Source organism: Ruegeria sp. C12 (assembly GCF_056537745.1).
In genome coordinates this window covers 305200-327534 of record NZ_JBQFSA010000003.1, presented here as the reverse complement: position 1 = coordinate 327534, position 22335 = coordinate 305200, and the positions used below count along the sequence as shown (strand labels likewise).

Annotated in this window: 20 protein-coding genes and 1 pseudogene; 14 read left to right on the top strand and 7 right to left on the bottom strand. The window is 61.0% G+C overall.

The genetic code is table 11. The annotated features are described in order from the left end of the window. Positions 1–31: 31 nt before the first annotated feature. Positions 32–658, bottom strand: a complete 627-nt coding sequence (locus ACR0C9_RS08985) for an SCO family protein (protein WP_170453322.1) — start codon at positions 656–658, stop codon at positions 32–34. 90 nt (positions 659–748) lie between these two features. Here ACR0C9_RS08985 and regB point away from each other — a divergent pair, with 90 nt between their 5' ends. The 10 genes and pseudogenes from regB (at position 749) to ACR0C9_RS08935 (ending at position 13361) form a co-directional block, all read left to right on the top strand. Continuing rightward, positions 749–2146, top strand: a complete 1398-nt coding sequence (gene regB, locus ACR0C9_RS08980) for a sensor histidine kinase RegB (protein WP_170453323.1) — start codon at positions 749–751, stop codon at positions 2144–2146. A 68-nt stretch (positions 2147–2214) separates the two neighbouring features. Then, positions 2215–3723 (top strand): PAS-domain containing protein, encoded by a 1509-nt coding sequence (locus tag ACR0C9_RS08975; RefSeq protein ID WP_480780834.1) that lies wholly within the window; start codon positions 2215–2217, stop codon positions 3721–3723. 41 nt (positions 3724–3764) lie between these two features. Beyond that, positions 3765–4238 carry a tRNA (adenosine(37)-N6)-threonylcarbamoyltransferase complex ATPase subunit type 1 TsaE gene (gene tsaE / locus ACR0C9_RS08970; RefSeq protein WP_480780833.1) on the top strand — a complete coding sequence of 158 codons (474 nt, stop codon included), beginning with the start codon at positions 3765–3767 and terminating at the stop codon, positions 4236–4238. Then, entirely contained in the window at positions 4235–5239 is a 1005-nt protein-coding gene (locus tag ACR0C9_RS08965) for an aminoglycoside phosphotransferase family protein (protein ID WP_480780832.1), read from the top strand. Before tsaE ends, ACR0C9_RS08965 begins: the two co-directional genes overlap by 4 nt. Further along, a complete protein-coding gene (locus ACR0C9_RS08960; protein WP_480780831.1) occupies positions 5236–5922 on the top strand; it encodes a nucleotidyltransferase family protein in 687 nt (228 codons plus the stop codon). Before ACR0C9_RS08965 ends, ACR0C9_RS08960 begins: the two co-directional genes overlap by 4 nt. Beyond that, positions 5915–8839, top strand: a complete 2925-nt coding sequence (gene addB, locus ACR0C9_RS08955; RefSeq protein ID WP_480780830.1) for a double-strand break repair protein AddB — start codon at positions 5915–5917, stop codon at positions 8837–8839. Before ACR0C9_RS08960 ends, addB begins: the two co-directional genes overlap by 8 nt. Next, positions 8836–12195, top strand: a complete 3360-nt coding sequence (gene addA / locus ACR0C9_RS08950; RefSeq protein ID WP_480780829.1) for a double-strand break repair helicase AddA — start codon at positions 8836–8838, stop codon at positions 12193–12195. Before addB ends, addA begins: the two co-directional genes overlap by 4 nt. 42 nt (positions 12196–12237) lie before the next feature. Further along, positions 12238–12576, top strand: a pseudogene (trxA, locus tag ACR0C9_RS08945) (thioredoxin); the annotation flags it as partial. A gap of 75 nt (positions 12577–12651) precedes the next feature. After that, on the top strand, positions 12652–13002 hold the full coding sequence (locus tag ACR0C9_RS08940; protein ID WP_170623541.1) for a Lin0512 family protein: 351 nt from the start codon (positions 12652–12654) through the stop codon (positions 13000–13002). After that, on the top strand, positions 12999–13361 hold the full coding sequence (locus tag ACR0C9_RS08935) for a Lin0512 family protein (protein ID WP_170520856.1): 363 nt from the start codon (positions 12999–13001) through the stop codon (positions 13359–13361). The genes ACR0C9_RS08940 and ACR0C9_RS08935 overlap by 4 nt, the downstream gene beginning before the upstream one ends. A 61-nt stretch (positions 13362–13422) precedes the next feature. Here the strand turns inward: ACR0C9_RS08935 and ACR0C9_RS08930 are convergent, their stop codons facing one another. After that, positions 13423–13617 carry a DUF1127 domain-containing protein gene (locus ACR0C9_RS08930; RefSeq protein WP_170453333.1) on the bottom strand — a complete coding sequence of 65 codons (195 nt, stop codon included), beginning with the start codon at positions 13615–13617 and terminating at the stop codon, positions 13423–13425. Between the two features lie 197 nt (positions 13618–13814). Between ACR0C9_RS08930 and hslV the strand changes: the two genes are divergently transcribed. Next, positions 13815–14372 (top strand): ATP-dependent protease subunit HslV, encoded by a 558-nt coding sequence (gene hslV, locus ACR0C9_RS08925; protein WP_170520858.1) that lies wholly within the window; start codon positions 13815–13817, stop codon positions 14370–14372. Here the strand turns inward: hslV and ACR0C9_RS08920 are convergent. Beyond that, positions 14364–15605, bottom strand: coding sequence for an MFS transporter (locus ACR0C9_RS08920; protein ID WP_170453335.1), 1242 nt, complete (start codon positions 15603–15605; stop codon positions 14364–14366). The two genes, hslV and ACR0C9_RS08920, sit on opposite strands and share 9 nt — an antisense overlap. A 105-nt stretch (positions 15606–15710) precedes the next feature. Beyond that, the gene (locus tag ACR0C9_RS08915) at positions 15711–16112 is read right to left on the bottom strand and encodes a DM13 domain-containing protein (RefSeq protein ID WP_170453336.1); all 402 of its coding nucleotides are present in this window, start codon (positions 16110–16112) and stop codon (positions 15711–15713) included. Positions 16113–16312: 200 nt separating this feature from the next. Between ACR0C9_RS08915 and hslU the strand changes: the two genes are divergently transcribed. The 3 genes from hslU to ACR0C9_RS08900 all read left to right on the top strand — a co-directional run bounded on the left by hslU (position 16313) and on the right by ACR0C9_RS08900 (position 20034). Next, entirely contained in the window at positions 16313–17620 is a 1308-nt protein-coding gene (gene hslU, locus ACR0C9_RS08910) for an ATP-dependent protease ATPase subunit HslU (RefSeq protein ID WP_480583233.1), read from the top strand. 96 nt (positions 17621–17716) lie between these two features. Then, entirely contained in the window at positions 17717–18817 is a 1101-nt protein-coding gene (locus tag ACR0C9_RS08905; RefSeq protein WP_170520864.1) for an alpha/beta fold hydrolase, read from the top strand. Then, positions 18814–20034, top strand: a complete 1221-nt coding sequence (locus ACR0C9_RS08900) for an MFS transporter (protein WP_170623535.1) — start codon at positions 18814–18816, stop codon at positions 20032–20034. The genes ACR0C9_RS08905 and ACR0C9_RS08900 overlap by 4 nt, the downstream gene beginning before the upstream one ends. Here ACR0C9_RS08900 and ACR0C9_RS08895 read toward each other — a convergent pair. Genes ACR0C9_RS08895 through ACR0C9_RS08885 form a run of 3 tightly spaced genes read right to left on the bottom strand, consistent with a single transcriptional unit; the run spans position 20031 to position 22314 of the window. Beyond that, positions 20031–20618 carry a Smr/MutS family protein gene (locus tag ACR0C9_RS08895; RefSeq protein ID WP_170623532.1) on the bottom strand — a complete coding sequence of 196 codons (588 nt, stop codon included), beginning with the start codon at positions 20616–20618 and terminating at the stop codon, positions 20031–20033. The two genes, ACR0C9_RS08900 and ACR0C9_RS08895, sit on opposite strands and share 4 nt — an antisense overlap. Then, a complete protein-coding gene (gene mltA, locus ACR0C9_RS08890) occupies positions 20618–21658 on the bottom strand; it encodes a murein transglycosylase A (RefSeq protein WP_170623530.1) in 1041 nt (346 codons plus the stop codon). Before mltA ends, ACR0C9_RS08895 begins: the two co-directional genes overlap by 1 nt. After that, entirely contained in the window at positions 21655–22314 is a 660-nt protein-coding gene (locus ACR0C9_RS08885) for a Tim44/TimA family putative adaptor protein (RefSeq protein WP_480780828.1), read from the bottom strand. Before ACR0C9_RS08885 ends, mltA begins: the two co-directional genes overlap by 4 nt. Positions 22315–22335 lie beyond the last annotated feature (21 nt).

Sequence of the window (22335 nt, the reverse complement as noted above, 5' to 3'; positions counted from 1 at the left end):
GCAGCGCGGGAACAAAGGTCAAACAACCTTGTCAGGACGCGCCTTGATCGAGGAAACAGCCAACCTTGTCGGCCATCTGCTGGGCGGTGTCGTCGCGCTTGAAGAACTCCAGAAACCCATCCTCGGGCGTCACCAGATAGGTGAATGTCGAATGATCGACCAGATAGTATTCATCGCTTTTGTCATGGGCCTTGTAATAGGTCTTGTAGGCCTGACTGGCGGCCTTGACCTGTTCGGGCGATCCCGTCAGCGCGATGGTTTTGCCACCCAGGTTGAAGGCATAGTCGCCGACCACCTCGGGCGTGTCCCGATCCGGATCGATCGAGATGAACAGGGGCGTCGTGGAATACCCGCGCCCGGCCAGAATATCGACCGCCTCGGCGTTGCGGGACATATCGAACGGGCAGACATCGGGGCAAAAGGTATAGCCGAAATAAACCAGCGTCGGTTCGGTGATCACATCTGCGTCAGTTACCGTCTCGCCCTTGCCGTTAATCAGCTCGAACGGCCCGCCAATGGCCGCTGTACCCCCGGCGATCTGACTGGACCGGCATTGCGCGAACTTGTCGTCCGAGCCCGACCCTTGCGTCAAAAGCCACATGGCCCCAAGGCCAATAGCCAGAACAACGGTTGCGAGAACAGCATACAGGCGGGTCATGGCGATTATCCGTGCGCAAGGGGTTGTTGATCGTTTCGGCCGGGACACCTATCAAGATGATCAGCCGATGCAACAGGACATAATCGACCGATGGCAGATTCCAACCAGACGTTTTGGCGCGGCCAGGAGCGCAGCAGCTGGATCCGGCTGCGCACGCTGATCCTGTTGCGCTGGGTGGCCATCGTGGGGCAGATCACCGCGATCACCGTGGCCCAGCAAACCTATCACGTGCAGCTTGAGGTTGGGCTGTGCTATCTGGCCATCGGTGTTTCGGTCATGGGCAATCTGACCGCGATTTTCCTGTTCCCGCAGAACAAGCGCCTGACCGAATTCGAAAACTTCCTGATGGTGCTGTTCGACCTGATGCAACTGGCGTTTCTGCTGTACCTGACCGGCGGTCTGAACAATCCGTTTGCCCTGCTGTTGCTGGGGCCCGTCACGATCTCGGCCAATGTCATGAGCACGCGGTCCACTTTGATCGTTGGTGGCGTTGCCATCATTCTGGCCACCCTGCTGGCCGAATTTCACCTGCCCCTGCGCACCGATATCGGGCTGATTCTGCGCATTCCGGATATTCTTCTGTTCGGCAACTGGGCCGCGATCCTGATCGCCATCGTGTTCATCGGCGCTTATTCGCACCGCGTCAGTTCCGAGGTGCAATCCATGTCCGAGGCGCTGTCGGCCACCCATATGGCCCTGGCGCGTGAGCAGAAGCTGACCGATCTGGGCGGTGTGGTTGCCGCTGCCGCACACGAATTAGGGACGCCTCTGGCCACGATCAAACTGACCAGTTCCGAGTTGATCGAAGAGCTGGATGACCGACCCGACCTGAAAGAAGACGCCGCGTTGATCCGCGAACAGGCCGACCGCTGCCGCGATATCCTGCGCGATATGGGCCGAGCCGGGAAGGATGACCTGCATCTGCGGCAGGCGCCGATCTCGACCGTGGTGCATGAGGCCGCGGAACCGCATATCGAGCGCGGCAAGATGGTTCACTTCGCCGAAGGCCCGGCACAGGATGGGGACGTGCAACAGCCCTCGATCCTGCGCAAACCCGAGATCATTCATGGCCTGCGCAACCTGATCCAGAACGCAGTGGATTTCTCGCGCGCCAATGTCTGGGTCGAGGCGCATTGGACCACGGATCAGATCACCGTCAGCATCATGGATGACGGTCGCGGCTACCCCTCGCACCTGATTGGGCGGATCGGGGATCCGTTCATGCGCCGTCGCCGGGCCGAGACCGATCAGCGCGCCCGCCCGGAATACGAAGGGATGGGGCTGGGCCTGTTCATCGCCAAGACCCTGCTGGAACGCAGCGGGGCCGAACTGGAATTTGCCAACGGATCGGACCCCTATCAGCACCTGTCCGACAACCCAGCCCACAAGGGTGCGATTGTGCGAGTGTCCTGGCCGCGCAAGCTGATTGACGCGCAAAAGGGCGACACGCCGGTGCCCTCGGGCAGCAACCAGCACATCCAGGTCTGAATTAACAGACCGTTAACCAATCAGAGCCATAGTCTGATCCCAGCATTTGTTCCGGCATGGGGTTTTCTATGGCTGACTGGATCATCCTGGCCACAATCAGCCTTGTATCGTGCTGTCTGGCCATTCAATGGCTGCTTCCGCGCCGCGCGCGCCGGGATGACAGCTATGGGATGTTTTCGAACGCCTCGCTGTTTGACGCGGTGTTTCTGTTCGACGGGGACCGGCTGATCAGCCATTCCGATATCGCGCTGGCAGGGTTCGAGCAGGTGGGAGATTGGGACGGGCTGCGCCGCTTGTTGCAGCGGGACTTCCCCAACTTTCCGGAAACGCCGGATATCGTGCGCGATCAGGGAAGTCTGGTGGTCTCTGCCATCGATTGCACGGTTGAACGAGAGGTTCTGTGCGAATGGATCGACGGAATCGTACGGGTGCAATTGCACGAACCTGCGAAATCATCCGAAAGCCAACTGCGCGATCCGAACGATCCGATCCGTCTGGCGATGGATCAGGCCCCCTATCCGGTCTGGCTTTGGGGCCACAAAAACCGGGTTACGTGGTGCAACGCCGCTTATATCGCGCTGGCCCGCAAGGCGCGCGGTCAGGACGTGGATCTGACTGCGCCACTGTTTCCGACCCAAAAGGGTGACCCAAGACCTGCCGGGAAAACCCGCATCCCGATTGATGTTGTCGGCAGCGACAGTCAGTTATGGTTCGACCTGACCCAGATCGAACATGACGAGGGCTGCCTGTGCTATGCCATGGACGTCAACGCGATTGTCGAGGCGGAAACCGCCCAGCGCAAATTCGTGCAGACGATGACCAAGACCTTTGCTCAGCTGTCCATCGGTCTGGCCATCTTTGACCGCAACCGTCAGCTGGCCCTGTTCAACCCGGCCCTGATCGACCTGACCACCCTGCCCCCGGATTTCCTAAGCTGCCGTCCCAGCCTGTCCAGTTTCTTTGACCGGCTGCGGGATCAGCATATGATGCCGGAACCCAAAAATTACCGGTCTTGGCGCAAGCAGATGAACGATCTGCTCGAGGCGGCAGAGGATGGGAATTATCAGGAAACCTGGTCGCTGCCGTCCGGCTCGGTCTATTCCGTCAGCGGCCGTCCACACCCCGATGGGGCCGTCGCCTTTCTGTTCGAAGATATTACAGCCGAAATCACCCTGACCCGCCGGTTCCGTGCGGAAATGGACCTGATGCAATCGATTCTGGACAAGCTGGCAGATGCCATTGCCGTCTTTGCGGATGATGGCACGCTGGCGCTGACCAACTACGCCTATCAAAAGCTTTGGGGCGATGCCGAGGATGCAGGATTCCACAGCGACTCGGTCATGGATGTGACCCGCAAATGGCAGGAGCGTTGTGTTGCCACGCCCATTCTGGGCGAGATCCGCGATTTCGTTGAAATGCGCGACAACCGGGCCGAATGGTCAGCTGAGATCGGGATGCGCGACGGCACCAAACTGGAGTGCACGGTGACCCCAATGCAGAACGGCGCGACCATTGTGCGCTTTGCCTGTGACGCCGCCGTGCTGGACCGAACTCCAATCCAGCAAATCAGCGCCTGAACCGGGTTGCAGCCGCGCGGGCGCGAGGCCATTGTGGCGCCATGACGATGCCGCCTGTTTCCCTTACCCTGACATCCCCGGACGACACCGCCGATTTTGCCACCCGATTGGGCAACACCCTCGGCCCCGGCGATATTGTGCTGCTTGAAGGGCCCATCGGCAGCGGTAAGACGCATTTCGCCCGCAGCCTGATCCAGTCGCTGATGCAGGTGCCCGAGGATGTGCCCTCACCCACATTCACTCTAGTTCAGGCCTATGACACGCAAGCCGGTGAGGTCTGGCATTGCGATCTCTACCGGCTGAGCATGGTCGAAGAGGTCGAAGAACTGGGCCTGATCGACGCGTTTGAAACCGCGATCTGCTTGGTTGAATGGCCCGATAAACTGGGTCCTCTGACGCCGCAATCTGCGTTAAGTCTTGTGTTCGAAACAGACCCTAACGCGGAAGAAACCCGCCACCTGACGCTTAAATGGTCCGACCCGAAATGGTCGCAAAAACTGGAGACGACCACATGACCAACCGGGCCATACTGACCGAGGCGCTGATCGCGCAGACCCCATGGGCCGGGGCCCGCCGCGCGCCTCTGGCCGGGGACGCGTCGAACCGCAGCTATGAGCGTCTGACCGATCACGCGACCGGCCGCACCGCCGTTCTGATGGATGCGCCGCCCGAAAAGGGCGAAGACGTCAACGCGTTTGTGCGGGTTGCAGAATACCTGCGCTCGGTCGGGTTGAACGTCCCCGAGATCTACGCCGAAGACGCCGAATTTGGCATTCTGCTGCTGGAGGATCTGGGCGATGACCTGTTCGCCCGCGTTCTGGACAAAGACCCCGGCAAGGAACGCGCGCTGTATGAGGCCGCGACCGATGTGCTGCTTCACCTGCACAATGCGCCCTCGCTGTCTTTACCGTCCTACGACCCGGCGCTGATGACCGAGCTGTCATCGCTGTCCTTCACGAAATATGCCCAGGGCATTCTGGGGCACCACGACACCGACGCGCTGGCCCGGTTCGAAAGCCGGTTTTCCGATATTCTGCACCGTGAAACCTCAGGCACAAAGGTGGTGGTTCTGCGCGATTATCACGCCGAAAACCTGATCTGGATGCCGGATCGTAACGGGGTGCAGCGGGTCGGCTTGCTGGACTTCCAACTCGCGATGCTGGGGCACCCGGCCTATGATCTGGTGTCCTTGCTGCAGGATGTCCGCCGGTCGGTTTCGGTGGGGACCGAGATGCAGATGATCAACCGCTATGTTGCGGCCTCGGGCATGAATGATCACGATTTCCGAACCGCTTACAGCGTTCTGGGCGCACAACGGAACCTGCGTATTCTGGGCGGGTTTGCGCGATTGGCCACGGATTATGGAAAACGACATTACATTGACCTGATCCCTGCGACATGGTCGCACCTGATGCGCGATCTGGAACATCCTGCCCTGCTTTCCGTGGCAGATGTAGTGCGGGAGGCGCTGCCCGAGCCGACCCCTGAAAATCTGGCGAGGCTGAGGGCGGTATGACCAACGCTCCGACCGCGGTCATGATGTTTGCCGCCGGGTTTGGAACCCGCATGGGCGCGTTGACCAAAGACCGGCCCAAACCCTTGATCGAAGTGGCAGGGAAACCTCTGATCGATCACGCTTTGGACCATGTGGCAGGTTTAAATCCCGAACGCGTGGTCGTAAACCTGCACTACCATGCCGATCAGCTTGCGGCGCATCTTACGCCCAAGGGGGTGCTGCTATCGCGGGAAGAGCCCGAGATTCTGGAAACCGGTGGCGGGTTGCGTGCCGCCTTGCCCCTGCTGGCGTCAAACCCGGTCTTCACCTTGAACACCGACGCGGTCTGGGCCGGGCCGAACCCATTGACCTTGCTGCAAAACGTGTGGGATCCGCAAAGGATGGATGCCCTGCTGATGTGCATCCCCATTGCCCACACGGTGGGTCACAGCGGCACCGGCGATTTCACTGCAGATGCCGAAGGCCGGATCACGCGCGGGCCGGGCCTGGTTTATGGTGGCGCGCAGATCATCAAAACGGATCGCTTGGCAGAATTTTCGGAACAGGCGTTCTCTCTCAACCTGCTTTGGAACCGGATGCAGGACCAAAATCGGCTGTTTGCAACCGAATACCCCGGTCGATGGTGCGATGTCGGACGACCCGAGGGGATTGCCCTGGCCGAAGGGTTGCTGGCCGATGTTTAAACCCAGCGCCCTGCCCCGCGTATTCGCCGTTCCGCCCGGCACCGACTTTCCCAAGGCGCTGGTCGACGGGCTGCACCAACGCAGCGATGGCCCGCCCGAGGCGCTGGCGCGGGTGCAACTGGTGGTCAATACCCGCCGCATGGCGCGCCGCGTGCGGGACCTGTTCGATCAGGGCCCGCCCTGCCTGCTGCCCCGGCTGTCTCTGGTCACCGATCTGGGGGAAAGCGTCGATCTGGCGCAAATCCCGCCCGCCATTCCGCCCCTGCGGCGGCGGTTGGAACTGACGCAGCTGATCTCGAAACTGTTAGAACAACAGCCCGATCTGGCCGCGCGCGCCTCACTGTTTGATCTGTCCGACAGTCTGGCGGCGCTGATTGATGAGATGCAGGGCGAAGGTGTCTCACCCGACGCGATCCGGCAATTGGATGTCAGCGACATGTCTGGCCATTGGGCGCGGGCACAGGCGTTTATCGGCATCGCCGATCATTTTGTCGATGCAGGCGATCAGGCGATGGATGCGCAGGCCCGCCAACGTCGTGTGGTCGAGAACCTGATTGCCCGCTGGCAGGGCGCGCCGCCTCAGCATCCCGTAATCCTGGCCGGATCGACCGGATCGCGCGGTACAACGCTGATGCTGATGCAGGCCGTTGCGCGCTTGCCGCAGGGCGCGTTGATCTTGCCGGGTTATGATTTTGACCAGCCGGATGCCGTTTGGGATCGTCTGGATGAGGCGCTGACCTCAGAGGATCATCCGCAATACCGCTTCCGCAAGCTGATGCACGCGCTGGAACTGACCCCCGATCAGATTCAGCCCTGGACGGACAAGCAACCACCGTCACCCGCGCGTAACCGGTTGGTTTCGCTGGCTTTGCGCCCTGCCCCGATCACCGACGCCTGGATGTCCGAAGGCCCGCAACTGGCGGATCTGGACCTTGCGACCAAGGACCTGACACTGATCGAGGCGGACTCGCCCCGGTCCGAAGCGCTGGCCATCGCCCTGCGACTGCGGCAAGCGGCTGAAACCGGCCAGACCGCCGCCCTGATCACGCCGGATCGGATGCTGACCCGACAGGTCAGTGCGGCGCTGGACCGTTGGAACATCCTGCCCGATGACAGCGCAGGCCTGCCCTTGCAACTGTCGCCTCCGGGCCGGTTTCTGCGCCATGTCGCGGGGTTGTATGCCCGTCGGCTGGATGGTGAGGCTTTGCTGACCCTGCTGAAACACCCGCTTTGCCATGACGGAGCTGAGCGTGGCGCGCATCTGCTGCACACCCGCGATCTGGAACTGGATCTGCGCCGCTATGGCGCCCCGTTTCCCGATCATGTCAGCCTGACGGCCTCGGCCATTCGCACCGACGCGCCTGCGGATTGGCTGAACTGGGTCGGAGCGCATTTCTGTGATCAGCAAGTCACCGGTGAGCGCCCGCTGACCGAATGGGTTGACCGCTTGCGGCCTCTGGCCGAAGCCATTTCAGCCGGCAGTGCAGGCGAACAAGGCACGCTCTGGGACAAAAACGCGGGGCAAAAGGCGCTGGCCGTTTTGACCGCCCTGCAGGATGAGGCGCACCATGGCGGGCCCATGACCGCCCATGATTTCGCCGACTTACTTGGTGCGCTTTTGGCCGGGGAAGAGGTCCGCGACCGCGACGCCCCGCATCCCAACATCATGATCTGGGGAACGCTTGAGGCCCGCGTGCAGGGGGCCGATCTGCTGATTCTGGGCGGCCTGAATGAAGGTAGCTGGCCCGAGGCCCCTGCGCCTGACCCCTGGCTGAACCGTCAGATGCGCGACAAGGCGGGGCTGTTGCTGCCAGAACGCCGGATCGGCCTTTCGGCGCATGATTTCCAGCAGGCCATCGGCGCGACCGAGGTCTGCCTGACCCGCGCCACCCGCTCGGACGATGCGGAAACTGTGCCGTCGCGGTGGCTGAACCGCCTGACCAACCTGCTGCAGGGTTTGCCCGATCAGGGAGGCCGAGAGGCTCTGAAAGACATGCGCGCGCGCGGTCAAACGTACCTGAGTTGGGCGAAAGCGCTGGAACAGGCCCCCCGGATCGATGCGGCGCACCGCCCGTCCCCACGCCCTCCGGTCGCGGCGCGGCCCCGGCGTCTGTCGGTGACCGAAATCAAGCGGCTGATCCGCGATCCGTACTCGATCTACGCCAAGCATGTGCTGCGCCTGAAACCGCTGGACCCGTTGGTGCAGGCCCCAGATGCCTTGTTGCGCGGGATCGTGATCCACGAAATCCTCGAACATTTTGTCAAGGACAGCGTGTTGGATACCGCCTTGCTGACCCGCGAGAATTTCCTGAAACGCGCACATGATCTGCTGGAAACCCATGTCGCCTGGCCGACCGCGCGCAAATTATGGCTGGCGCGGCTGGAACGGATTGCCGACGCTTTCCTGCCCGCCGAAACCGCGCGCCGGGGCGATGGCGGGCCGGTGGCCTTTGAGGCCGCGATGAAGCTGGTGCTTGCGCCGTTGGATTTCACCATTGTCGGGCGCGCCGATCGGATCGACCGCAACAGCCGGGGCGCGCTGCGGATTATCGATTACAAAACCGGCGCGCCACCGAGCGAAAGCCAGCAGGCCAAGTTCGACAAACAGCTGTTGATCGAGTCCGCCATGGCCGAGCAGGGTGCCATCGAAGGGATCGACCCCGTCAGCGTGGCCGAGGCGATCTTTATCGGCATGGGCGGCAGTTACAAAGAGGTCGCCGCACCGCTGAACAAGGAACCCGCAGACAAGGTGTTGGCTGAGTTGAAAGAGCTTGTTTCGGCCTATTTAGAGCCTGATCAGGGCTTTTCCTCTCGCCGGATGCTGCACAAGGACACCGACATTGGCGACTATGACCATCTGGCCCGGTTCGGCGAATGGGATCGCACCGCCGAAACCCGCCCCGAGGACTTGACATGACCCCTCGCAACGACGCGACCGAGCGGCAGGTGCAGGCCGCGCGCCCCGATGCTTCGACCTGGCTGGCGGCCAATGCGGGGTCGGGCAAAACGCGGGTGTTGACCGACCGCGTGGCGCGGTTGTTACTGGACGGGGTGCAGCCCCAACACATCCTGTGTCTGACCTATACCAAAGCCGCCGCCAGCGAGATGCAGAACCGGTTGTTCAAACGGCTGGGCGAATGGGCGATGCTGGGCGACGCATCGCTGTTGCAACAACTGACCGATTTGGGGGTCAAAGGTATCATCGATCCCAACCGGCTGGCGCAGGCACGCACGCTTTTTGCGCGCGCGATTGAAACGCCGGGCGGGCTGAAAATCCAGACCATTCACTCGTTCTGCGCCTCGCTGCTGCGCCGTTTCCCGTTGGAAGCCGGGGTCAGCCCGCAATTCGCCGAGATGGAAGACCGGGCCGCCGCCTTGTTGCGCGAAGAAATCATTGAGGATTTCGCCGAAGGCCCCCAAGCCGGGTTGATCGAGGATGTTGTACGGTTCGTCACCGATACAGATTTTGACAAGGTGACAGCAGCGGTTGCGCAACGGCGCAACCTGTTCGCACAGCCGTTACAACACACCGACCTGTTGCAGCGTTTTGGGCTGTCCGAAGGGTTCGACGAAGACCAGTTGCTGGCCCGGGTGTTTCTGGGTGGCGAGGTCGAGTTGATTCAATCCATGTTGCCCGCGCTGATCGAAAGCGGCGGCAACAACGCCAAGGCGGCGGCGAAACTCTCTGGCTTCACCGAGGCGCGGTTGACACATCTGCCCATGCTTGAGGCTGTGTTTCTGACCGGCAAAGGCGCAAAAGAACCCTTTACCGCCAAGATCAACGGCTTCCCGACCAAGGCCCTGCGCGAAGGCGCGCTGGCTGACCGGATGCCGCAACTCGAAGCGTTGATGTTGCGGGTCGAGGCCGCGCGCGAACAGCGCCTCGCACTGGTGGCCTCGCAGAAAACGGCCGTTCTGCATCGCTTTGCCGCCGCTTTCCTGCCGGAATACGAGCGGCGCAAGCAGCTGCGCGGTTGGCTGGATTTCGACGACCTGATCCTGCGCGCACGACAGGTTTTGAACGACCCGGCGGTGGCCGAATGGGTGCTGTACCGACTCGATGGTGGCATCGACCATATTCTGGTGGATGAGGCGCAGGATACCAGCCCGGATCAATGGGATGTGGTCGAGAAGCTGGCTCAGGAATTCACCAGCGGGGAGGGGGCCCGATCCGGAGTCGAACGCACGATTTTCGTGGTCGGGGACAAGAAACAGTCGATCTACTCGTTTCAGGGCGCGGACCCGCAAGCCTTTGATCGGATGCAGGCTGAGTTTGGGCGAAAGCTGACAGAATCAGGCTCTAAACTTTGGGATTCTACGCTGGAATACTCGTTCCGATCCTCCAGCGCGATCCTGTCGCTGGTCGATATTCTGTTCGAAAACCGCACCGATGCGGGGTTTCACAAGGACAGCCAACACCGCGCGTTCAAGGCGGATCTGCCGGGGCGCGTCGATCTGTGGCCGGTGGTCGAAAAGGTCGAAGATGACGAGGATGGCGACTGGACCGACCCCGTTGACCGGCCCGGTTCGCGCCACCACACCGTCATTCTGGCCGAGCAGGTGGCAGGGTCGATCAAGCGCATGATCGAGCAGGGTGAGACGGTCCCCGAAGATGGCGAAACGCCCGGTACGTTTGTCCGCCGCAAAGTACGGCCGGGTGATTTCCTGATCCTGGTCCAGCGCCGCTCAGACCTGTTTGCCGAGATCATTCGCGCCTGCAAGGCCCAGGGCCTGCCCATTGCCGGGGCTGATCGCCTGAAAGTCGGCGCTGAGCTGGCGGTCAAGGACCTGGCCGCGCTGCTGAGTTTCCTTGCCACACCCGAGGACAGCTTGTCGCTGGCCACCGTCCTGAAATCACCGATGTTCGGATGGAGCGAACAGGCGTTGTTCGATCTGGCCCATCGGCGGAAAGAGAAATTCCTGTGGGCCGCGCTGCGCAACCGGGCCGAGGAATTTCCTGAAACGCTGGCCGTGCTCAACGACCTGCGCGGGCAGATCGATTTCCTGCGCCCTTATGACCTGATCGAACGCATTCTGACCCGCCATGACGGGCGGCGAAAGCTGTTGGGGCGGTTGGGGGCCGAGGCCGAGGATGGGATCAACGCGCTGCTATCGCAGGCTTTGGCTTATGAGCGCACGGATATTCCCAGCCTGACCGGGTTTCTGGTCTGGATGCAGACCGACGATCTGGAAATCAAACGGCAGATGAGCGGTGTGGGCGACATGATCCGGGTGATGACGGTGCATGGCTCAAAAGGGTTGGAAGCGCCCATCGTGATCCTGCCAGATACCGGAAAACGGCAGGCCCCGCGCGATGCCGAGATCATGGTCGCGGATGGAACGCCGTTGTGGAAGGTGCCTGCGGATGTGTCGCCCAAGCTGATCTCTCAGGCACGGGATGAGGCCCGAAGCCGCGAGGAAAACGAACGGCTACGCCTGCTCTATGTGGCTCTAACACGGGCTGAAAAGTGGTTGATCGTGGCGGCCGCGGGGGATGTCGGCAAGGATGGGACCAGTTGGTACCAGATGGTCGAGACCGCGATGGAACGGGCAGGGGCGACCCAGCTTGAAGGTTCGGGCAAGCGGCGATTGGCGAATGGGGATTGGGATGCCCTGCCATGCGTTGAACACCACGCCGCGCCGGAAACGGCGTATGATCTGCCCGCGTTCTGCGCGCAAGCCGCCCCAGATGCACCGCAGATCGAGGAAACCATCAGCCCGTCGGAACTTGGCGGGGCAAAGGCGCTGCCCGGTGATGCCGGTCAGGATGAAGAGGCCGCAAAGCTGCGCGGCACTCGGCTGCATCTGTTGCTGGAGCACCTGCCCGGCAGCGCACAGGACACCTGGGCACAGCTTTGCGCCCGGCTTCTGCCCGATATGCACGACGCGGATCGAACCGAGTTGCTGAACGAAGCCATGGCCGTTCTGACGGCGCCCCCCCTCAGCCCCGTGTTCGCCCCGGATACGCTGGCCGAGGTGCCGGTATCCGCCGACCTGAACGGGCAGCGGATGCACGGTGTTATTGACCGGCTGATCGTGACGGAAGAAGAAGTGCATGTGATTGATTTCAAATCAAATGCCACCGTTCCGGATAGTGCCGAGACCTGCCCCGAAGGCCTGCTGCGCCAGATGGGGGCCTATGCGCAGGCGCTGGCGCAGATCTATCCCGACAAGACCATTCGCACGGCGATCCTGTGGACCCGCACGGCGGACCTGATGTGGTTGCCACACGATCTTGTGACGGATGCACTGGCCCGCACCCAGATATCTTGACCTTACCCGAACCGGCACCTACGTTCTGTTCCCGAGTTTACCCCATTCAGGAGACAGAATATGTCGACCGTAGCCGTTACCGACGATACCTTTGATGCCGAAGTCAAGAACTCGGCCGTTCCCGTAGTTGTGGACTTTTGGGCCGAATGGTGCGGCCCCTGCAAACAGATCGGCCCCGCGCTGGAAGAACTGGCTGCCGAATATGGCGACAAGGTGAAAATCGCCAAAGTGGACGTGGACAGCAACCCCAACGCCGCCGCCGCCATGGGCGTCCGTGGCATCCCGGCGCTGTTCATCTTCAAGGACGGTCAGGTCGTCTCGAACCGCGCGGGCGCGGCACCGAAGGCGGCGCTGCAAAGCTGGATCGAAGAATCCATCTGATCCGTTTTGGATTGATGAAAGATCAAAGGCGCCTGCAACCGGGCGCCTTTTTTATTGAGAAACCGGAGGGGGCAGATGGCCAAAACACGGGTATTGGTGGAATTCGGCATGGGCACATCGCTGCGCCGGATGGATTATACCGAAGCTGCGCTGCGCGCGATCAAGGATGCGCTGTGGCATAACTCGATCAACATGGCCGAGCTGTTCGGCTTTCCGAAAGAGGCGATGATCATCGATGTCGAGATCGGGGTGCAACAGCCCGATCAGGTGGATACCAGCAAGCTGGTCGAGGTATTTCCCTATGGCTCGCCCAGTGTCACCGTCACCAAGGGCGGTCTGGACATCGACAAGCCCGGCGGTACCGGTCACACGGTCATCGCCAATGCCGCGCTTGCGGTTTCGTTCGACATGGAGGCGGTGCAATGAGCGAACAGCGCATCATTCTGGAAATGGGGATGGGCAATGACCTCTATGGTCAGGACTATACCAAGGCCGCGCGGCGTGCGGTGCAGGACGCGCTGCATCACTCCTCAATCACGCTGTTCTCGAATCTTGGCGTCGATCACGGCGAGATGCGGGTGCAGGTGACAATCGGCGTACAAAACCCCGATCAGGTCGATTGTGCCCAGGTGGCGGCCGACCTTCCGCGCGGACAGGCCGAAGTACATGCAGTGCTGGGCGGACAGGACGTGGTGGATCAGGCGGCTGGCACCCGACACATCGTGGCAACGGCTGCAATCGAGGCATTTGTGCCGTCTCAGGTCGGTAAATACGCTTTGAAATGACAAAGAAAAAGCCGCTCGGGGATCCGGGCGGCTGTTCCGATTTGTCGATCCGGTCGATGGATCAGAGCTTCGCGATATCCGCGCGAACCAGACCGATATCTTCCAGCTGTGTGTCGCTCAGTTCCGACAGAAGCTTGCGGGTCTTACGGCTCTCGTTCCATTCGACAACGGTTTCGAAAGCGTTGGTGAACGCGTCCACTACGTGCAGGATGGTAGCTGCTCCGAGCGGCGCATGAATGTTTGCAGTGGTTGCCATGTGCGCAGTCCTTTGATGTGAAACAGCCGACCCATTGTCGGTTGTGAGGCCCATGTAGGGTCTTCATCTGAGACTCACAATTGCTGGTTTGGCAGTCCTGATTTGCATTTATTGCATATCTTTTGGGCAGTTTCACAACGGGTTGCGCCGATCCCGCGCCCGGCCCATATATAACGCCGACAAGAACGGAGGCTTTCATGGCAGACAGCGAATTTCCCGGTTGGCATGGCACAACGATCATTGGCGTCAAAAAAGGCGGGCAGGTTGTCATTGCCGGGGACGGGCAGGTCAGCCTGGGCCAGACCGTGATCAAAGGCACCGCGCGCAAGGTGCGCCGCCTGACACCGGGCGGGTTCGAGGTTGTCGCCGGATTTGCCGGTTCGACCGCCGATGCGTTCACGCTGCTGGAGCGGCTGGAGGCCAAGCTTGAGGCCACGCCCGGCCAACTGGCCCGCGCCTCGGTCGAGCTGGCCAAGGACTGGCGCACCGACAAATACCTGCAAAAGCTTGAGGCGATGCTGATCGTCACCGATGGCAAGGATCTGCTGGTGATCACCGGGGCAGGGGACGTGCTGGAGCCCGAGCATAACGTGGCCGCGATTGGATCGGGCGGGAACTTCGCCTTGGCCGCAGCCCGCGCGATGATGGACAGCGACAAAGAGGCCGAGCAGGTGGCGCGTGAGGCGATGGCGATTGCCGCAGATATTTGCGTCTATACCAACGGCAATCTGACGGTTGAGACCATTTCAGGCTAACAGCGCCTTGATCTCTTTCCCTTTCCAGCGGCGGTGCATTCCGATCAGCCCGAAAATCGCGGCAATGACCACGATGTAATAGGGCACACGGATATCGATGCTCATCAACCCGCCGCCGATCAGGGACATGATGCCACCCGCCAGACAGAAAACGGCGGTGGTCACGCCCATGACCCAGCCCTGATCCGCCTCGCTGACGCTGGATGAGAACAGGCCCAGCAGGGTCGGATAGGCGACGCCGAACAGGAAATAGAACAGGAAAACCGGCACATAGCTGAGCACACCGCTGGGGCTGAAGGCAAATGCCAGCCCGCAGATCACCATGGCGATCAGTGATGTGTAGATAATCGAATGCTTGCTGAACCTCTCTTGCGCGGGTTTGACGAGGAAGGTGCTGGAGAACGCCAGCGCGACGCCGATCACCACCATGGCCATGCTGCCCCCGATCACGCCATAGCCAAAGCGGCTGGTCAGGAAATTGTCGACAAAGACATAGAAGGTCACGTTGGCGATCATGAAGAATGAATAGACCGGCAGGATTTTCAGAACCATCGGATGACCGCGCACGGCAATCAGACTGTCGGTGATGTCGCGCGGGCGGAAGACAAAGGGTTCGCGGTCGGTGCGGGTGTCCTTGAAGAATGTCGTCACGAGGAAGATGGCGACCAGCACCAGAACGAAGGCCCCGTAGAATGGGGTTTTCAGGGTGGCATAACTGCCCAGCAGGGCGGAATCGGACAGGACGGCGCCGATAATCGGGCCGCCGACAAGGCCAAAGCTGACACCGGTCACGATATAGCCCATGTTGCGGTCGCGGTCGGCGGCATCGGTGCTGCCATCAATCATCGCCGCCTGCGCGATGGGTTGGTTGCCCGCCGTGAACCCGGTGATCGAGCGCCCGATGATCAGCATCAGCAGGCTGTTCATATACAGCGCCGCGATGGTCAGGGCATAACCGACCAACGCGCCACCCAGACAGACCAGCAACGCATTCTTGCGCCCGATGGAATCCGAGACTTTCGAGACGTAAACGACCCCAAGAAACCAGGACAGAAAGAAACACCCGATCACGAGACCATAGTAAAAATGCCTCCGGCCTTCGGGGGTGCTGTCGGGCAGGAAGCCGGATTTGGGTTCCATGATCAGGGAATTGATGATCGGAAAGACCAGCCCTTGCCCGATCAGGTCGACAAACACCACGAACAGCAAGGTGATCTTGGCAATCTTGGTCATAAAAACGCCCCCGGTTCCAATACCTTGGGGCGAGTGTAACAGACAGTTGTCCTGTTACCTAACCGAGTGTCAGAGGTCGGTTGGCCCGACCTCTGACCAGAGTGGTTACTTCAGCGACGCAACGCCCAGCGGTACACCGGCAACCTCGCACCAGATGTAAACCTCGTTGTAGCCCGACACATCCATGGTCGGCGGTACGGCGTAGGATTGCTTGCCGGTCAGGTTCAGCAGCGCGCCCAGTTTGCTGTCGGGGGCGTAGGTGCCGTCTTTACCAAAGGCCACGCGCGGGTCGGGGCCACCATCCAGCGAGAAGTCGTCGCCCAGCTCAACGATGTAACGGTCGCCATCCTTGACCAGTTTCACCGAACCGCTTGTGATGTGGTTCGAGCGGCCTTCGAAATTGCCTTTCTTTTTGGCGCCGCCGGCCAGGGCAGTGGTGGTGCCGGCCAGGGTCAGGGCCGCGCCGGTGGCTGCAGCTTTCACAAAAAGCGAACGACGAGTCATCATGAAGAGGTATCTCCATAAGATTGACGCGGGCTGGCTTGCCCGTCGCGCATGGTTATGCCGCAGCCCATGCCGGTATGGCGATTCACATCACCACGAAAATCCGTGTGCTTTCTGTGAGTTGGCGTGATGTTTTCGTGATCGGCTTGTGTTTTCGCCCGGTATGATTAGGTTCCGCTGCGAAACAAACGGATAGAACGCATATGACCGACCTGACCCCGCGCGAGATCGTCTCGGAACTGGACCGCTTTATCATCGGGCAGAAAGACGCCAAACGCGCCGTGGCCGTGGCGCTGCGAAACCGCTGGCGGCGCAAGCAACTGGCCGACGATATCCGGGATGAGGTATATCCAAAAAACATCCTGATGATCGGCCCCACCGGCGTCGGCAAGACCGAGATCAGCCGCCGTCTGGCCAAGCTGGCCCGCGCGCCCTTCATCAAGGTCGAGGCCACCAAGTTCACCGAAGTCGGTTATGTCGGTCGCGACGTCGAACAGATCGTGCGCGATCTGGCCGATGCGGCCATTGTCCAGACCCGCGAATATATGCGCGAGGATGTAAAGGCCCGTGCCCATGAGGCCGCCGAGGATCGCGTCATCACCGCCATTGCAGGCGAAGACGCACGCGAAGGCACGCGTGAGATGTTCCGCAAGAAGCTGAAAGCGGGCGAGCTGGACGATACGGTGATCGAGCTGGAACTGTCCGATACCTCGAACCCGATGCCCATGCTGGACATTCCCGGCCAGCCGGCCGGGCAGATGGGGATGATGAATCTGGGTGACATTTTCGGCAAGGCCTTTGGCGGGCGCACCGTCAGAAAGCGCATGACCGTGGCCGAAAGCTATGGCGCGCTGATCGGGGAAGAGGCAGACAAGCTGCTGGACGATGAAACCGTCACCAAGACTGCGCTGGACTCGGTCGAACAGAACGGCATCGTGTTTCTGGATGAAATCGACAAGGTCTGTGCCCGCTCGGACGCGCGCGGCGGCGATGTCAGCCGCGAGGGGGTGCAGCGCGACCTGCTGCCTTTGATCGAAGGCACCACAGTCAGCACCAAACATGGCCCGGTGAAAACCGACCATATCCTGTTCATCGCGTCCGGTGCGTTCCACATTGCCAAGCCGTCCGACCTGTTGCCGGAATTGCAGGGCCGTCTGCCGATCCGCGTCGAACTGCGCGCCCTGACGGAAGAGGATTTCGTTCGCATCCTGACCGAAACCGACAACGCGCTGACCCGCCAATACACCGCCCTGATGGGCACCGAAGAGGTCACGGTCAGCTTTACCGAAGACGGGATCGCGGCGCTGGCGCGGATTGCGGCGGATGTGAACCAAAGCGTCGAAAACATCGGCGCGCGGCGGCTTTACACGGTGATGGAGCGGGTGTTCGAAGAGCTTTCGTTCAACGCACCGGATCAGGCCGGGGCCGAGATCACTGTGAACGCGCAATTCGTGGAAGACAATCTGGGCGAGTTGACCAGGTCCACCGACCTCAGCCGTTACGTTCTGTAACAGATTCAGCCGAAACTTGCCGTCGCACAGGCCCCATGTTGCTGGACGTGGGGCCAGAATTCGATAGCTTAGCGCCAAACGTTCCGGGGGCAGGTCGTGTTGCGCTATTTCATCCTATTGTTTCTATCCCTGTCTCTGGGGGCCTGCGTCGACAGGACGATTTCGGAAATCGTTCCAACCGCGCTGTCGGTTGGCACGCCCAAGACCGTCTTTGCCAGCACGACCCGCGCGCGTGAACCTGACGGATCCTTTGGCTTTCGGCGCGGCGAGGCGCTGCAATTTCTTGAGACCACCGTGTCCATCCCGCCCTCGCATACGCCCGGCAGCCTGAAATTCTCTTACGCCAACCCGAACCCGCAAAAGGAATTTGTGCTGGCGGAAGTCGAGCAGCTGAACGGCGCCCAAGGGTTGCGGCAGCATCTGCGGGGTCAGGATGATGTGACGATCTTTGTCCACGGCTATAACTCGACCCAGACCGAGACCATTTTTCGCGCGGCTCAGCTGTCTCATGACATCGGCATTCCCGGAACGACGCTGGTCTATTCATGGCCCAGCCGGGCGACCGGCTATGGTTATGCATATGATCTGGACAGCATGTTGTTTGCCCGAGACGGATTGGAACAGACCATTCGAGAGTTGAAGTCCATGGGGGTCAAACGCGTGATCCTGCTGGCGCATTCCATGGGCAGCGCCTTGTCGATGGAGATGATGCGACAGGCCGAGCTTCAGGAACCCGGCTGGTCGAAACGCAACCTCGATGGGGTTGTCCTGATCTCACCCGATCTGGATGTGGATCTGTTCCGCTCGCAGATGAGCCGGATCGCGACCCCGCCTGACCCGTTCATCGTGATGGTATCGCAGAAGGACAAGATCCTGAACGTCTCGGCACGGCTGCGCGGCACGGCCGAGGGCGAACGGCTGGGCAATATCAGTTCGATTGAGACCTTGCAGGAGTTTCCGATCAACGTGATCGACACGACCGCCTTTAACAGCGATGCGCAATCTTCGCATTTTGTGGCCGCGACCTCGCCGGCGCTGTTGGCCATTCTCAGTTCGCTGCGACGGGTCAGCAACACGTTCGGGCCGGATGAGCGGCCGGGCATCGATATTCTGGTTCCGCCCAGCGAGCGCAATCCAACAGGCGCGACCGAGATTGTTCTGACCGAATCCGGACAGGCCGAGGTGTCGACCCCGTGACGCGGTTCAGCCTGCGTCAGTTTCTTTTCGACAACGCATCCTGGCTTGGCACAGGATTATTGCTGACCTTCCTGTCCAGCTTTGGGCAGACTTTCTTCATTTCGATCTTCGCAGGGGAAATCCGGGCGGATTACGGGCTAAGCCACGGGGCCTGGGGCGGGCTTTATTCGCTGGGTACGCTGGTGGCGGCAGGCGTGATGGTCTGGGCCGGGGGGCTGACCGACGTCTTCCGCGTGCGGGCGCTGGGCCCCGTCGTTCTGGCAGGTCTGGCCTTGGCCGCGCTGGCGATGGCGCTGAACAGCTGGATCGTTCTGTTGCCGCTGGTTGTCTTTTTCCTGCGCCTGTTCGGGCAGGGGATGAGCGTCCATCTGGCGCAGGTGGCGATGGCGCGTTGGTTCACCGCATCGCGGGGCAAAGCCCTGTCCATCGCCTCATTGGGTTATTCGATTGGCGAATCGCTGCTGCCTTTGACCTTTGTCGCTACGATGGCGTTTCTGGACTGGCGCTGGCTTTGGGTCATTGCGGCGGGTCTGATCCTGCTGGGCATCCCGGTTCTGATCCGTTTGCTGCGTCAGGAACGAACGCCCCAAGCCCTTGCGGACGAATACGCGGCAACCGGCATGCAGGGGCGTCACTGGACCCGACGTGAGGCGCTGTTTCATCCGCTGTTCTGGTGCATGGCCCCGGCAATTCTGGGGCCGTCCGCCTTCATCACCGCCTTCTTCTTCCATCAGGTACATCTGGCCGAGGTCAAGGACTGGCCTCATATCCAGCTGGTTGCCTTGTTTCCGATATTCACGGGGGTTTCGATCCTGTCCATGTTTGCGGCAGGCTGGGCATTGGACAAATGGGGCACCGCGCGGATCATGCCGTTTTACCAGATCCCCATGGCCATCGGATTTGGTGTGTTGGCCTATTCGGACACCATCGGCAATGCTCTGATCGGATTGATCTTTCTGGGCATCACCGCAGGGGCACATAACACCCTGCCCAGCGCCTTCTGGGCCGAGTTCTACGGCACCCGGCATATCGGCGCGATCAAGGCATTGGCAACAGCGCTGATGGTTCTGGGATCCGCCATCGGCCCGGTTCTGACCGGCGTGCTGATCGACCTTGGTGTTTCACTCAGCGCGCAATTTCTGTGGGTCGCCGGGTTTTTCCTGCTGGTCTGCGCGCTGATCTGGCTGGGCATTCACCGTGCCAAGGCCGATTTCTAACGTGAGCGCCGCAGATAGACGTAATACGCCCCATCCCCGCCATGGCTGATATGGGCGGGCGTCACCTGCATCACCGCCTGCGCCAGCGGAGGGATCGACAGCCAATGCGGCACCTGATTGCGCAGCACGCCACGTGGTGTTGGGATCGGCCCGGGCTCATCGCGGTCTTTGCCCTTGCCGGTGATCACCAGCACCAGCCGCTTTCCCTGTGCCTGCGCGGTCAGCACGAAGCGCACAAGCGCTGGATGCGCCGTATCGATCCGCATGCCATGCAGGTCCAGCTTGCCCTCGGGCTTCAACTTGCCGCGCTTCATGCGACCGAACGCCTTGGTGTCCATCTGCACCGGTGCAGACCGCAGCGTTTCCGTGATCGACGGCTTCAGCGTGTTCCCAGAAGGTTTACTCTGATGGGATTGCCCCAACTCAAACGCCTCGATCCGCGGTTTTGGCAGTTTCTTGGGCGTTGGTTTCGGCAAGGTCGTCGGTTGCACGGTCTGAGGGATCTCGGGGTGCAGCCGCTCAGCCTGCTTGGCGACCTTGCGCCACAGATCGATCTCTTCACTGGTCAGTTTGCGCCGGGTCATCAGAATTCATCCGGCAACAGAGCGTAGGCGCGCTGGATTGGCAGCAGTACAACCATCCGGCCGGGGTCTTTCAGTCGCCCGGCTGCTTGACCGGCCTCGTCCCCGGTCCCAAAGAAAATATCCGCCCGCTGCGCGCCTTTGATCGCCGCGCCGGTGTCTTGCGCAATCATCAATCGGCGCAGCGGGGCATTCCCGTCTTTTTCCACCCAGACAGGGGCCCCCAGCGGCGTATAGGCGGGATCGGCGGCGATACTACGCATGGTGGTGATGGATCGATTCATGGCCCCCAGCGGCCCCAGTTCGGGCGCGACGCGGCTGACTTCGCGAAAGAACACATAAGATGGGTTATGAAACAGCAGTTCTGCCCCGGCTTCGGGGTTCTTGCGCACCCAGGCGCGGATCATCTGGGCACTGACCTCATGCGAGCCCAAAATCCCGCGCCGGACCAGTTCCACGCCAATCGACCGGTAGGGATGACCATTCGCGCCGCCGTATCCAACACGCAATGCCCCACCATCCGGCAACCGAACCCGCCCCGAGCCCTGAATTTGCAGAAAGAACAGCTCGACCGGGTCATCGACCCAGGCGATCTCAAGCCCGCGCCCCTGCATCACATCGCCGGTCAGGATGTCCCTGCGGCTCAGCCACGGCCCCTCGGCCCGTGCTTCGGGGGGCATCTTGTAGATCGGATATTTAAAACGGTCGGTGCGGGTTTTCGATCCGTCCAGTTCGGGCTCGAAATACCCGGTGAACAGCGCGTCTTCACCGTCTTCGACCAGAACCGGGCGAAAGAACAGTTCAAAGAACGCCCGCGCGGCATCCGGCTCATAGGTCCGGGCCACGCCACATAGCGCGCGCCAGTCCGGGTCTTTCAGATCGCCGCAGGTGTTGAGAAAAACGGAAAGGGCCGCGCCGTGGTCATCCTCGGCCCAGCCCTGCAGATCGTCAAACGACAGGATAGATCGCGTCGCCTCGGCTCCGGCGGCGCTGGCGGTGGTCATGACGCCCACCAGTAAAAGCGACCGGAGCGTGGCAATCATGCGTCCGTGGCAACAAGCAGCCAGTTCGGATCGTCCTTGCCCATCACACGGGCAAAGGTCCAGCTGTCCTTTTGGCGTTTCACGGTGTTCGGGTTGCCCTCGATGATGTCACCCCCGCGATCGCGCACGACCGAGGTCAGCTCACCAATGAATTTCATGGTGATCTCGGCCTCATTGGTGTCCTTGTCGAAGGACACATCCGCAAGCGTGGTTTCGCGCACACCGATGAACTCGGCCTCGATGGTCAGGCCCTGATCTTCGCGGGCCGCGACAACCGAGACGAAGGTGTCAAACACATCTTCCGCCAGGAAGGGCTGGATTTCGTCCAGATTGCCCTTTTCGAACCCCATCACGATCATCTCATAAGCACCGCGCGCGCCCTGAACAAACTCGCCGACGGAAAAGCTGGGCTCGACCCGCTTCATCGCGGCCAGGGTCTGCGCCTGTTCGCTGTCTTCGGGGACGTGGTCGGTGATGTCATGATCGGGGCCGCCTTCGATCACCTCGAAATCACGACGGGATGCGCCCGCATCGGGCTGATGCGGAACAGGAGGTTTCTCGAAACCTTCACGCGAACCCAATACGCTTTTCAAGCGCAGGATCAGGAAAATGGCAATTCCGGCCAGGACCAGCAACTGGATCATGGGTTCGTTCATTTCATCCTCTTTTCAGAACCG